This window comes from Anaerocolumna jejuensis DSM 15929 (genome assembly GCF_900142215.1).
Classification (GTDB): Bacteria; Bacillota; Clostridia; order Lachnospirales; family Lachnospiraceae; genus Anaerocolumna; species Anaerocolumna jejuensis.
Genome location: NZ_FRAC01000021.1, coordinates 67,071 through 80,797 on the forward strand (window position 1 = coordinate 67,071; position 13,727 = coordinate 80,797).

Below are 13,727 nucleotides of genomic sequence, written 5' to 3' on the forward strand. Positions count from 1 at the left end.
GGTTATTATTCTTTTCTGGGGTCGATAATCTTCACTGCATCCGCAACACGTCCATACTGTCCTTTGGACTTCTCGTAAGCGGTAGTAGGGTCATCACCCTTTTTAATGAAGTCAGTCATTTTGCCCAGATTTACGAACTGATAACCGATGATCTGGTCTTCGTCGTCAAGAGCAATACCGGTAACATAGCCTTCTGCCATTTCAAGGTAACGGGGACCTTTCTTTAAGGTTCCGTACATTGTACCAACCTGGCTTCTTAAGCCTTTACCTAAATCTTCAAGACCTGCTCCGATAGGAAGTCCGTCTTCAGAGAACGCACTCTGAGTTCTACCGTAAGCAATCTGTAAGAAAAGCTCTCTCATAGCAGTATTGATAGCATCACATACAAGGTCTGTGTTCAGTGCTTCCAGAACAGTTCTTCCGGGAAGAATTTCTGCTGCCATAGCTGCGGAATGTGTCATACCGGAACATCCGATAGTCTCAATCAAAGCCTCCTGGATAATACCATCCTTTACGTTTAAGGTCAATTTACAGGCTCCCTGCTGAGGTGCACACCAGCCAACACCATGTGTTAAACCGGAGATATCCTTCACTTCCTTGGCTTGTACCCATTTTGCTTCTTCCGGGATAGGTGCTGCCCCGTGGTTAACGCCTTGCGCAACCGGACACATCATTTCTACTTCATGTGAATAAATCATGTCAAGACTCCTTTCAATGTACATCAATAATTGCAGTATAAATCGTTATTATTTTAACACCGCACTTATTTTCTCATAAAATATCAAATTAGTCCATAGTTTTTGATAAAATTTATTAACTGGGTGTCTTCATTTTTACCGATACATAAGGATTGTCTTTTATTGTAAACCTCCATAGATAGTCCCTGGCTTCTCCCGCATAATCGATGTTTATCCGCTTGGAGACTTCTATTTCAAAATCTATTGCTTCCGCTAAATCCTCCACATACAGTTTGTCTTCACACAAATCTGTACCATAATTGTCTTTTCCAATTCCCATAGCCTGACAAAGCTTACCGGGACCGCTGAGAAGCGCCTTTCGTTTAGAGGTTTTTCTCCTTTGCTCCATTAAGGAAAGTCCCTCCAGAGGTTCAAGAGCCCGTAGCAGAACCACTTCCGGCACATCTTTTTCATTTGCCACAATATTCATGCAGTAATACATCCCATAAATCATATAGATATAGGCATAGCCGCCTTCATTGTACTGGATATTGCAGCGGCCGTCCTTCTTTCCCTTATAGGAATGGGCAGCGGCATCTATCACACCCATATAGCTTTCCGTTTCCACAATAATTCCCTTCGTAACCCCCTCTGCCGTATGATGGACCAGCACCTTCCCAAGAAGTGCCTTTGCCAGGGATATTCCGTCCTGTCTGTAAAATTCTCTTGGTAATTTCATGTTGCTTCTATCTCCTTTGATATCCCTTTAAGAACTAGCTTTCCTTGCCGTTTCTCCCAAATATATTTATTTTTAAAAGCTGAATGCCCCCAAGTGTGCATGCGTTGCCACAGAAACCAGGCCTTGTGAAATATTAATTTAATTTATAGTATACTATACAAAAAACAACAAATAAACAACGGAATATAAAAAGCTGCGCCTCCATAAGCTTTCTTCACAACAATTAGGATGAAGAAACAACTTATGGAACCGCAGCTACTCTTAGCATAACCGAAAGCTCTTTTAATTATTATCGGTCTCTTGACCTATCTTTGATTCTTATACATCACCTTTAAATTTCATATCCCGAAACAGTAACTGGCTTAGGATAATCAATCGTGTTTAGGACCATTCACTGTAAACATAATGTACAATAGTATTTCCCCAATTCTTACAAAATACCAAGAATTATATTGACGTACCATGAACCTGGATGATAGGATAAAAAGGGTTAAAATTTGAGGAAAGGAGATGATGTTTATGTTCATAAAAATAATTGAGGTGATTAAAGTTTAAAGATTTATATGCCGATTAACCTAATGTTGATAATATCTTCTCTTTAAAGCCTCTGATATGAGGTGAAAATTATGAAGTTATCAGAACCATTCATAACGGAACGAATGAAATTCCGCTTGTTAAACCGAAAGGACATCGAGGTTGTTTACAGGCAATTTTCCGACGCAGATATGTGTAAATACTTTAGTGAGCCCCCTTGCGATATGGAGGAAGCAAAAGATATTATTGAGCATTATCAAAATCCAGAAGGTAAAGGCTACCTTCGTTATGGAATGTTCGATAAAAATACGGATGCATTTATTGGTACATGTGGTTATCATTATTTGGATAATGATCTTAAACAAGTTGAAATCGGTTATGATATTTGGAAAGACTATTGGAGACAGGGATATATTTCGGAAGCACTGCCAATACTTATCAATATTTGTTTTGAGTATCTTGGTGTTGATTGTATTTATATCCTTGCACATCCACAAAACAAAGCATCAATAGCAAGTGTCAGCAAGCTTGGTTTTAAAGAATGCGCGCCTTGCAGAAAGGCTGATACAGAACCACAAATATGTATGAATTTACTTCGAGCCGAATGGTATAAAAGAATATAATGATAAGTCACTTATCTCTCTGAAAGGGATAAGTGACTTTTTTAAAAGTTTTTTACTAAACTGCTTTTTGAATAATCTTTAAATTTCAAGTAACTGCTCTAATTCTTCTATCCGATAGACCGGTTTTAAGCACATTTTATTTTCACACAGATAGTAAGCAGTTCTTTCCTCTATGGGATAATCCTTTGTAAAAGGAATAAGCTTACTTAGCTCCTCCTGATTTTCCGTGTTTTTCAGGATAACGGTCAGGTTCGGAAGAAAATGCTCTTTTAAAAGCTTTTCCAATCCCCGGTCCTCTTTCCCCGCTGTGACGCATACCAGCTCTTTTGCCGAATTTATATCAGACAGCATGACCTTCAGGGTAAAGCAGTGGGACATGGGATAGCGGATAACCTCCGATAAATATTGAAGCTGCAGGGCGGAGGCTTCCATTAGCTTCGCATCTCCGGTAAGTGCGGAAAGCCGTTTGAGTACATAGGCTGCCGCCGAATTGCCGGAGGGCAGGGCATTGTCCTCCGCTTCCTTGGGGCGGTAAATCAGGCTTTCCCCATCCTTTGCATACAGATAGAAGCCTCCCTCCTCCTTATCAAAGAAGAATTCCAGCATGGTCTGTGTGACTTTCAGTGCCCTGCTTAAATATACCGTTTCAAAGCTGCTGTCATACAGGGCCAGAAGAGCCATGGCATAAAAGGCATAATCCTCAAGGTGTCCTTCTCCTTTGCTGACCCCCTCTCTGTAATGAACCTTCAGCCTGTCCTTCTCCATCAGACGGCTTTCAATAAATTTGGCTCCTCTGACTGCCCTTTGCAGGTACTTATCCTTTCCCACGATGCGAAAAGCCTTGGCATAAGCCATAATCATGAGGCTGTTCCAGGAGGTGAGCATCTTATCGTCTTTATGAAGCTTTGCCCTGTGAAGGCGGTATTCCCGCATCTTTCCGCAAAGCCTGTCAATCCTTTCATTACCGGTTTCCAAAAAGTTTCCCAGTTCAACAGCCTTAATCCGGTTGGGAATGCTCTTACCCTCAAAATTTCCCTTTTCTGAAATATCAAAGTATCCGTTAAAATAATTTCCTTCTTTCTCTCCCAGCACCTCCAGCACTTCCTCAGGGGTAAAAACATAGTATTTTCCTTCTTCTCCCTGGCTGTCCGCGTCCTGGGCACAGAAAAAGCCTCCTTCCCCGGCGGTAAGCTCTCTGTCGACGTACTCTATAATCCTTTCCGCTACTTCCAGATAGGGCGCCTTTCCGGTAATCTGACCGCATTCCAGATAAGCGGTTACCAGCATGGCATTATCATAAAGCATCTTCTCAAAATGAGGAACCAGATAGACAGGGTCCGTGGAATATCTGGAAAACCCATATCCGATATGGTCAAAGATTCCTCCCCGGTACAGGGCAGTAAGGGTATATTCTGCCATTTGCAGGGCCTCCCGGTCCTTATAATAGGTATAATACTCCAAAAGGAACATAAGATTATGAGGCGTGGGGAACTTCGGCGCTCTGCCAAACCCTCCGTTAACCTTATCAAAATATTTCTTTAAATAATCCATTCCTCTTTCCGTCAGTTCCTTTAAGGATACCTTATTATTTCTCTTTTCCTCTGCCAGCGCTTTTATAATATCTTCACCCGTCTGTATAAGCTCTTCCCTGGAATCCTCCCAGGCTTTCTTTACAGCCCGTATCAAGTCCAAAAAGCCAGTCATCTGGTAATTGGAGTTCTTCGGGAAATAGGTTCCTGCATAAAAGGGCTTCTGGTCCGGCGACATAAAAATACTTAAAGGCCAGCCTCCCTCCCCTGTAAAGCTTATACAGGCGGACATATATATACTGTCGATATCGGGACGTTCTTCCCTGTCAACCTTAATGGAAATAAAGTTGGCATTCAGATACTCCGCTATCTCTTTATCTTCAAAGGATTCGTGTGCCATTACATGGCACCAATGACAAACAGTTTACTGCACCCACGTCAGGAGTACCCAATAGATAAGAAAATCGGCTTATTCTCAGCCTTTGCTTTCGTAAATGCTTGTTCACACCAAGGCCACCAGTCAACTGGATTATAAGCGTGTTGAAGTAGATAAGGACTTTTTTCATGTATTAATCTATTGGGTATCTTGCTAGTTGTCATAGGGCATCACCTCCTTAAATAAAAATATATCCTTATTATACCCAAACAAAAAGTGACTATGTAAGCCACATAGCCACTAATTTTTATTTGAACCTAATCTCAATCGTCAAACTATTTTCAACATACCTATAGTCTATATGCTCAATTATCGTCTTGTATAGTTCATTTTGTTCTTCCCAAGTCAATAGAGGATTACTCATTAAAGTTTGAAACTCATTAAGCATACATCCCCGTGACACTTGACTTAAAACGGTTTTCAAAAGAGTTATCTATCATTTTACGCCACGAAAGTCTTACCAATTGTTCTTCTTTATTTAAATGGTTTTCACTTATATAAGCTAATAATATCCTTCACAAATATTTCTTCATTTTTAAATTGAATTTTATTATTGCTTAAAAATCCATCCAATGATTGGATTGTTTTTTCGATAATAGAAATTTTCCATTTTTTGCTTGAATCTTTTTTAAAACTAATATAAATTTCATTTTTTAATGGTTCATATACTATTGAACACCGAGTATCCTCCCGACTAGTTTTACTTAAAACTTCAAAGGCTTCATTTATTCCAAAGCTATGAATATTATTATGAATATATTCATGAGCACAAATATATCTATCAGCACCTATACCATATACTTTATTATAGTTTGCATCCTTAAAATCCCCATTTGGAAAATTAGTCATAATAATAAAATCATTATGAATAGGACTTACTATATTTGTATCATTTCCTTCTTCCAGAATAAATGCATCACCAGTTTTATCAGCGATAATAGTATGCAGCCCTAAATCTGGGAATAATGGATTTTTAGGATACGAGATTACTCTTTTATTAAGCATTGCAAAAAATTCAGATGTTTTTCTTGTTTTCTTTAGCGCCTCATCAAAAATATCAAAAGCAAACCAATCATTTTCGTTACAGCTTGATTTAAAACCTGGACTATATTCTACTGCTTGAGTACAGATAAAAAGACCCTCACTATTAAAACCAGCGATATCCCTGTATTTGTTATCTGCTAAGCCTGAAAAGTAAAATAAGTTCATATCATTATAACTATTGACTTTTAGTTTTAAATCAATATCATCAGCATCGAAATTCATACCATAAATAGCTTTTTCTTGACTGTATACTGCAAAACTTGTACACATTTTGGAACCTCCTTTTATATATAATTTTGTCATATAATATGCTTAGAGTATTTAGAGAACCATTTAGCTATTTTACTATTGGCTTCACCACTTTCTTAAACTTCCATCCATATGATATCACCAGGCATCTTGATAGTTCAACCTTAAACATTTTTAAGAATCAAAAATGCACCACGTTTATTAGTTCATATAATTTTTCATCAGCCATATCAGCGATTGTTAAGAAATCAGGGACTTGATATAACTCGCTGGTTAGGGATTTCATAGGCCGCTCAAGAAAACAAATAGAACAGGAAAAATATAATTTTGAATTTGGCAGAAGGAAGCTTACTACTTCACCATAAGAGGATGGTTTATTCCCGCAGGGTTCGCCAATTACTTTAGCTAACCGATTATCCTGCAGTATAAATGATTATATAGATATTTTAAATCAGCTTTGGCTTCTTCTATGGTAAAGAATTGATTTAGAGTTACATCTTGCTTTTCCCATCTAAGTATACTTCCCCGGTAGGGATTAATTAATATATGTATTAAAACAGCAGATAAAATTAAAAATAATAAAACAATCAATATCTTTACTACGCAGCCAGTTGGTTTCTTGTTTTTCATTTATAAAAACCCCACAGAATTGAGTGAGGTTTAGGATTTAGAATTTATTTACCTTCAATATGTAGAAAATGCTTATTTTGTAATCCAAGGAATTGGATTCCCTTGCTCCAATATACCTGGCCCGAAAGGTGTTGTTTCTCCTGTTTCCGGATTGGTTGGTTGGTCAATTTGAAACAAAAAACCGCTCTTTCCGTATCTGCCGAGTTTGCTTTGGTCGTAGCGTTCGCTATCCATGCAAATGTTGACGGCTTTCAATGCAACCGCCACTTCCTGGCTTCCCTCGAAAAGCTCATGTTCCCATAAAAATTCACATTCGATATTCAAAAAACATTCTTTGATTCGCGGTGCGTTGACCTTTGAGGCTTTCTCCGCCGTTAAGCCGGAGGCGGTGATTTCATCAGTTTCAAACTGATTATTGCCAATCGTTTTAATACAGCGGTCATAAATGTCGTTTGAAGGGAAATTTAATACACACACCTTCGTTTCTTTCAATGATTGATACATATGCCCGCCTTTATCGACTTTTCCCATGATACAGATGAAGTTGTCAGCTCCGCTTCCCGCAAAGGTAGACCAAGATTGTAGACAGGCGTTTTCCTTACCGTTCGATTTCCAACCTGTGACGACGAATACCAACGACGGCATGGCTGTCACAAAATCATACCATGACATATTGCCGCAGGCTGCCAAGTATTGCTCCGTAAATCTCTCTGGCCTTTCAATAATAGAAATTTCCTTTTTCATAATGAATCTCCCTTTTATTTCAATCATAACACAGCAAACACGACAGCAGTGTGTCCTGTTTGATAATATAAATACTCTTCAAATATTATATGATTTAAAACAATAATTTCCAGAAAATAATAACCTGGAATTATTTACAGTATTTTGTAATGAATCAAGTGCATATGCATATGATAGAATTAATAAAACGAATAAAGAGTATGCATGACAATACATGTTGTCCAACCCGGTGAAACCATTAATTCAATATCAGCTTATTATAATATTCCTGCCGAAAGATTAATACTGGAAAATGGTATAATGAATCCTGACAATCTGGCAGTTGGCCAAACTATCGTTATTGTCCAGCCTGAAACCGTCTATACTGTGCAGGCCGGAGATACTTTGATGAGCATCGCTGAACAACAGGGCGTTTCTGTTATGGAATTATTACGAAATAATCCCTATCTTTCCGGCAGAGAATTTTTATATCCCGGCGAAACCCTGGTCATAACTTATCAAACAAATAAAACCGTAACACTCGCTACCAGCGGTTATATATTTCCCTATATAGACAGGAATGTTTTAATAAAGACCCTTCCCTTTTTATCCTATCTGACTATCTTCAATTACAGAGCTACAAGTGATGGAGATATCATTATGGGAGATGATGACACAGACCTTGTACAATTGGCTAAAATCTATGGTGTGGCACCCATGATGTTTGTCTCTACTTTTACGGAAGAGGGTATAAGCAGCAGTGAAGTGGCTTACAATATTTTAAGCAGCATGGCAGTACAGGATCATCTTATTGAAAATGCCCTTCAGCTTGTGGAATCGAAAGGTTACTATGGTATAAACATATATGCTGAATACGTTACCTTTAATAACATAGATTTAGTTGCTGATTATCTGAAAAGAGCAGCGGATATCTTCCACGCAGCAGGATACAGGATAGTGGTAACCGTAACACCAAATATGAATATTGAAAGCCAGGGGGTTAGCTTTGAAAGAATTGATTATTCAAAATTATCCGTCTATGTAGATGGTATTATCTTTGCTTCGTATAACTGGGGGAGGTCCTACAGCTTTCCAAGTCCGATTTCTCCTGTAAATGTATTAACAGAATTGATAAATTATGCAGTCAGTATCCTACCTTCTGAAAAAATTTTTTTAGGTATCACCACTATAGGCTACGATTGGCAGATTCCCTATGTTCCCGGTGTCACCGGAGCAAATGCCATAACTTATGACAGTGCCATACAAATCGCGGCTGAAAATGGCATAGCAATACAATTTAACGAGCCGGCCCAGGCGCCTTATTTCTACTATGCTGACAGCAATGGGGTATTACATGTAGTATGGTTTATAGATGCCAGAGGTTTTGATACCAGAGCCCAGCTGGCAGCAGAATATGAACTTCAGGGCCTATCTCTTTGGACAATTATGTATTTCAATACTCAAATGTGGTTTATTATTAATACACAATATAATATAGTAAAAGTCATGAACATTGTTCTCTAACACGGGGACCAACTGCTGTGTGAAGGAATTTTCCAACCTTTTTGCTTGTATTTTTTCAGTTTTGAATTTATAATTGAACGGGGCAAACGTCCTATATCAAATCCTTCCCACCCCCAACTAATTTAATTGAACACACGGAGGCCGACAAATGAAAAAAAGTATTAAGAAAAACATGATGTTAAAAGATAAACTCCTTAAAAACGTAAGAGCTATTCTGATCAGCACGATTATTGCTTTGTTCCTGTTAGCAGGAATTGCTTTGCAATTATCCTATGATACGGCAATCACGGAGAAAAAGCAAAGCTTTGATATCGAAATAAAAACGGCAACAGACAGTCTTATCAGTGCCCTTACAGCTAATTATCAGCGTTACGAAGCGGGAGATATCACAAAGGAAGAAGCCTTGTCCTCCTCCGAGAAAATAGTCCGGGACAGCCGTTATAATAACGGAAACGGATATTTCTGGGCCGATATGGCTGACGGCTTATGCGTTGTACATATGAATCCTGAATATGAAGGAACCAACCGTCTGGATGCTGTTGATAAGAAAGGGAATTATTATATCCGCAACCTTATGAAAGCTGCCGATAAGGGCACTAACTTTACGGAATTCTATTTTACCAAGCCAAATACCAGCGGTATTTTTCAAAAAAGAGCCTATACAGCTAAATTTGAACCTTATAACTGGTACATCAGTACCGGAAATTATTATGATGATATCAATAAATCAATTCTCACCTTACGTGCAAAACAGACAACCTCCGATATTATCTTAATATTGGCCAGCTTATTATGCTTATTAATCGGTACCCGCCAATTAAAGAAAGTAATTGATAAGATAACGCAGCCCCTTACTACTGTTACCAGCCGGCTGCATCTGCTGTCACAGGGTGACGTACATACGCCGGGTTCCGAAAATATCACGGAAACCGATGAAACAGGAATTTTGGCAGAGGCTGAAAACAGCCTGATAAAGCAGCTGCAAATGATTGTAGAGGATATCTCCGTTAACCTGCAAAAAATTTCCTCCGGTGATTTAAGAATCCATACTGCCAAAGATTATTCCGGTGATTTTGTTCCCATTCAAAAATCCATAAAAAATATTACCGCCTATTTAAATACGGTTCTCCTATCCATAAACCAGGCCTCCAATCAAGTAAAAAGCGGTGCGGAGCAGGTAGCCGACACGTCCAGAACCCTTGCCGAGGGAGCTACGGAGCAGGCAGGCGTTATCGAGGAGCTGTCCGCGTCCCTGGATGAAATCTCCTCCCATGTAGAGAAGAATACAACAAGTGTGGACAAGGCATCCGATTATACCCGCCTGATTATAGACAAAGCCAACGAAGGTAATGAAAAAATGCGGAACTTACTGACAGCAATGGAAAATATCGACCGTACTTCCCAGGAAATCAGCGGTATTAACAAAGCTATCGGAGCAATTGCCGCAAGGACAAACCTTCTTGCTTTAAATGCGGCAATCGAATCTGCCCGTTTAGGGAACGAAGGCAAGGGCTTTGCCGTGGTAGCCGAGGAAATGCGTGAGCTGGCGGCTCAATCCGCAAGTGCTGTAAGTGAGACCGAAAATCTGATCAACACCTCCCTTGAGGCAGTTGCAAATGGTTCCAAAAATACTGCCGAAACGGCAAATGAGCTGAAAGACATAACAGATATGATTAAACGATTTACAGATATCATGAAAGAAATCGACTCCGAAAGCAGGCAGCAGAATAATGAATTAAAGCAGATTACCCAGGGTATTGGCCAGATATCTGCCATTATTCAAAACAATGTTTCAGCTGCCGAAGAGTGCTCTGCTTTCAGTGAGGATTTAAATACACAGGCTGTATTGCTGTTTGAAAATGTTGATAAATTCAAGTTATCCGGCAGTAAGTAATACCGGCTGCAACAGGTAATACTAGCTACAGCAAATAATACTAATTGCCTTAGGAGATGACACTGCAAAACGGAAGCTCTCACCCTTTTCTTCCTATTGTATAAAAGTTATATTACTTACTTTTATACTTATAATGAAAAAAGCCGAGAGCTTCCGTTTTATATCATATTATTATATAATATCTGCCGTTTTTTAATGTTGTCTCTTTCAATATTCAGTTGTAGGTGAATTACCCTTAATATCCATATCACAGGCAAGTGTCCGCACTGTTCTTACTCCTTTACCGCCCTTGTTGCCATAAATTGCGGTATGTATTCTCCAATAGTTCCCTCTTCCCTATCCCTGTCTTCATAAATATCCGTCAGCCTAAAGCCTGCTTTTAGCTGTCCACCCAGCTGTTCCTCCATGCTGTGGCTAAATTGTATTCCTTCAAGATCATTCGCCATCTTCTCAACCCGCTCCTTTTCCATCTTAAGCGGGTTAAAAGGCAGTTTATTTACCACTGTGAAGGGTGCTCCTTCTTCAAAAAGGAAGTTGATACCGTTATCAAAGCCTGCCAGTAAAATACCGCCTTTCTTTAAGATGCGGAAGCACTCTTTCCAGACATGACAAACATCTTCTATGTAGCAATTGGAAACCGGATGAAATATCAGGTCAAAGCTTTCATCTGCAAAAGGAAGAGGTTGTGTCATATCTCCCTTGATGATAGCAATATCATAGCCCTCTCTTTGGGCTACTTCTCTTTCTGCCGCCAGCTGGCGGTCAGAATAATCAAATACCGTACATTCTGCCCCAAGTGCCGTGAATATCGGCATCTGCTGGCCGCCGCCGCTTGCAAGGCCCAAAAGCTTCTTATCTTTTAATTCACCAAACCATTCATGGGGGACAGTCATACAGGGTGTAAGGTATACTCCCCATTCTCCTTCTCTGGCCTTGGCATATTCCTCCCCTGATATGGGAACAGACCATATGGAGCCATTCTCTGCCCAGTTATCCCAGGTCTTAGCATTAATTTCAGTATACTTATCTTTCATCATAACAGCCATTCCTTCCCATCCTGCTGCAAGATTGAGCCGGGGATTTCACAGGCACAATCTGCACAATCTAACTTATATTTACAGCCTAACATAATGTTAAACAATTTTCTTTGTAATAAAATAGTTTAAAAATGTTTTACACAAAAAAGGAGCTGCCGTAAAATTCATAGTTTTACAGCAGCTCCAGTATCAGTTTTTCTGATATATAATTCTTTTAATACTATCATAAGAAAGATGGAACTCTTCCATCAGCTCCTTTATCGTACAGCCTTCTTCTTTTCTCTGTCTGATTTTTTCATTCCTTTGCCGTAATTCTTCTCTGATGGCAGTCCTGCTGCCCCACTTACAGCGTTCATTCTTTGGCAGGGGAATATAAATCAAGCCTCCTCCAAAGTATTTTTGTATCTCTTCCAGGATATTATCCGGTAATATCTCTTTTCCATTTACATATGACATGCCTCTCGCTCCTTCTGATAAATTCCATCAGAGTGCAGCACATTTCATATTCATTGCGATTCGTTATCGCTCTATACAGGGAATCGCCAGTCTACATGTCCTGCGCTGCATAGAGCTTTTTGGGTGACTGGTTGGATTTTCTGATAAATAACAGATATTCTAGCATTTTGACCCCTTTCATAAAAATCAGATCTATGGTTTTTCTGTAGTATTAACACTGCCCGGGATTGTCTATGGAGCAGACATTGAGAGCATGAACAAAATCCCCCTTTGTCTTAGGCAATTCCACATATTCATCAATATCAAAGGTTTTTTCTCCGTTTTCCAGGATGAAAAAGGGAATTCCGATTCTTCCTTCCTGCTTCACTTCCAAAAACATCTCTTCCTTATCTCGGAAAGCAAGGAATTCTTTTAAAGTAGCCGTATCCCCTGTAATATTTTTATATTCCAGCTGAACATCCTTGCAGGCAGTCAGTTCCTTCTTGGCCTGCACACAATCGTGGCAGATTTCTGTTCCATACATGGTTACCTTCATGTCTGTTCCTCCTTTCAAACTTATCATGTTACCATTTTAACCTTATTCCCTCATCATGTCAATCTGCCCTTCTTCGGGTCCGGGGCAAAACCCAATACTTTCATATAAATGGATGGCATGGACATTACATTCATCCGCCGCCAGAAAGGCTCTTGTGGCACCATAGAATTTACAATAGCAGAGTGCCTTCTCTATAAGTCTTCTGGCAATTCCCCTGTTCTGATACTCAGGTCTTACCGCAACCTCTTTTATCCATGCTATAGGCCCCTTCCTGCTGTCACAGCCGTAAATACCGGTGCACACAATGCCTGTTACCTTCTTATCTTCCCTCTCAACAAGAATTACTTTATGTACCGGCTCTTCGTTACCGGAATTATCAAGCCATTCCCGTACCCATTCTACTGTCTGTCCCGTAAAGCCGCGGCTTTGTCCTTTGCAGGAAATGGTTACTTCTGAGACTTCCCTAATCTGACCTTCTTTCAGAAGGTCACCTTCTTTTAGAAGATCACATTTATTTAAAAGATCACCTTCATTTAAGAGGTTAAATTCATTGATTTCCTCTGCTTTTATCACCGGGACATCTGCCAGAGAATCCTTAAAGTAATCCTTCCAATGGGCCCTGATTGCAAACCCCTCTTGTTCAAAAGCCTCCACCCATTCTTTCGGTATGAATTCCATCAGACAGTTATCTGCCTTGCCGACAGCCGCCAATAATTCTCTGTGTTCATTGGCTGCCCAGTGATAATGCCTGCACCCGGCTTCCCTATGAAAGCCCTCTATCAGAATGACACTGTCCGTTTCCTTTCGTATTTCATACCCTGCGATATCCTCATAATCCGTGTATTCCAAAGAGTTACAGGCATAAATCGTCATCTTTTCCTTTATTCTTATAAAATCAGCCTTTTTCATATTTCCCATTGCGCCACAAATATCAAAGATTGAAAGAACCTGCATGCGCATCCTTTCTTACTTAATCAGTTTCATTCATTCCAACATGATGCCGCTTTCAGGCGTCACAAACAATGCTGGAAGAAGTCTGGAATGGGCACCCTCTGTGCTCAATTCAGACTTCTTCATTGTGAATATCTTAGACCTAT

General features: G+C 39.6%; 14 protein-coding genes. 3 read left to right on the forward strand and 11 right to left on the reverse strand.

The window, feature by feature from the left end:
- Window positions 1–5 precede the first annotated feature (5 nt).
- Both BUB77_RS19135 and BUB77_RS19140 read right to left on the reverse strand, forming a co-directional pair.
- Window positions 6–698 carry an iron-sulfur cluster assembly scaffold protein gene (locus tag BUB77_RS19135; protein ID WP_073278451.1) on the reverse strand — a complete coding sequence of 231 codons (693 nt, stop codon included), beginning with the start codon at window positions 696–698 and terminating at the stop codon, window positions 6–8.
- Window positions 699–813: 115 nt separating this feature from the next.
- Window positions 814–1,416, reverse strand: coding sequence for a DNA-3-methyladenine glycosylase (locus tag BUB77_RS19140; RefSeq protein WP_073278452.1), 603 nt, complete (start codon window positions 1,414–1,416; stop codon window positions 814–816).
- Window positions 1,417–2,042: 626 nt separating this feature from the next.
- Between BUB77_RS19140 and BUB77_RS19145 the strand changes: the two genes are divergently transcribed.
- Entirely contained in the window at window positions 2,043–2,573 is a 531-nt protein-coding gene (locus BUB77_RS19145) for a GNAT family N-acetyltransferase (protein ID WP_073278453.1), read from the forward strand.
- A 78-nt stretch (window positions 2,574–2,651) separates the two neighbouring features.
- On the opposite strand, the gene BUB77_RS19150 is transcribed toward BUB77_RS19145, so the two are convergent.
- The 5 genes from BUB77_RS19150 to BUB77_RS19170 form a co-directional block, all read right to left on the reverse strand.
- The gene (locus tag BUB77_RS19150) at window positions 2,652–4,502 is read right to left on the reverse strand and encodes a thioredoxin domain-containing protein (RefSeq protein WP_073278454.1); all 1,851 of its coding nucleotides are present in this window, start codon (window positions 4,500–4,502) and stop codon (window positions 2,652–2,654) included.
- Window positions 4,503–4,540: 38 nt separating this feature from the next.
- Window positions 4,541–4,702 carry a DUF255 domain-containing protein gene (locus BUB77_RS30905; protein WP_073278455.1) on the reverse strand — a complete coding sequence of 54 codons (162 nt, stop codon included), beginning with the start codon at window positions 4,700–4,702 and terminating at the stop codon, window positions 4,541–4,543.
- Window positions 4,703–5,027: 325 nt separating this feature from the next.
- Window positions 5,028–5,852 (reverse strand): linear amide C-N hydrolase, encoded by an 825-nt coding sequence (locus BUB77_RS19160; protein WP_073278456.1) that lies wholly within the window; start codon window positions 5,850–5,852, stop codon window positions 5,028–5,030.
- A gap of 384 nt (window positions 5,853–6,236) precedes the next feature.
- On the reverse strand, window positions 6,237–6,461 hold the full coding sequence (locus BUB77_RS19165) for a hypothetical protein (RefSeq protein ID WP_073278457.1): 225 nt from the start codon (window positions 6,459–6,461) through the stop codon (window positions 6,237–6,239).
- Window positions 6,462–6,533: 72 nt separating this feature from the next.
- The gene (locus BUB77_RS19170) at window positions 6,534–7,205 is read right to left on the reverse strand and encodes a flavin reductase family protein (protein WP_084124474.1); all 672 of its coding nucleotides are present in this window, start codon (window positions 7,203–7,205) and stop codon (window positions 6,534–6,536) included.
- A 204-nt stretch (window positions 7,206–7,409) separates the two neighbouring features.
- Between BUB77_RS19170 and BUB77_RS19175 the strand changes: the two genes are divergently transcribed.
- Both BUB77_RS19175 and BUB77_RS19180 read left to right on the forward strand, forming a co-directional pair.
- The gene (locus BUB77_RS19175) at window positions 7,410–8,708 is read left to right on the forward strand and encodes a LysM peptidoglycan-binding domain-containing protein (RefSeq protein ID WP_073278458.1); all 1,299 of its coding nucleotides are present in this window, start codon (window positions 7,410–7,412) and stop codon (window positions 8,706–8,708) included.
- A 148-nt stretch (window positions 8,709–8,856) separates the two neighbouring features.
- Window positions 8,857–10,602: a methyl-accepting chemotaxis protein gene (locus BUB77_RS19180; protein ID WP_073278459.1), complete on the forward strand. Its 1,746-nt coding sequence runs from the start codon at window positions 8,857–8,859 to the stop codon at window positions 10,600–10,602.
- A gap of 272 nt (window positions 10,603–10,874) precedes the next feature.
- Here BUB77_RS19180 and BUB77_RS19185 read toward each other — a convergent pair whose 3' ends face one another.
- The 4 genes from BUB77_RS19185 to BUB77_RS19200 form a co-directional block, all read right to left on the reverse strand.
- Window positions 10,875–11,648, reverse strand: a complete 774-nt coding sequence (locus BUB77_RS19185; protein ID WP_330392636.1) for a class I SAM-dependent methyltransferase — start codon at window positions 11,646–11,648, stop codon at window positions 10,875–10,877.
- Window positions 11,649–11,828: 180 nt separating this feature from the next.
- Window positions 11,829–12,095, reverse strand: coding sequence for a CD3324 family protein (locus tag BUB77_RS19190; protein ID WP_073278460.1), 267 nt, complete (start codon window positions 12,093–12,095; stop codon window positions 11,829–11,831).
- A gap of 211 nt (window positions 12,096–12,306) precedes the next feature.
- Entirely contained in the window at window positions 12,307–12,630 is a 324-nt protein-coding gene (locus BUB77_RS19195) for a glutaredoxin family protein (RefSeq protein WP_073278461.1), read from the reverse strand.
- Window positions 12,631–12,672: 42 nt separating this feature from the next.
- Window positions 12,673–13,584: a GNAT family N-acetyltransferase gene (locus BUB77_RS19200; RefSeq protein WP_073278462.1), complete on the reverse strand. Its 912-nt coding sequence runs from the start codon at window positions 13,582–13,584 to the stop codon at window positions 12,673–12,675.
- Window positions 13,585–13,727: the final 143 nt, after the last annotated feature.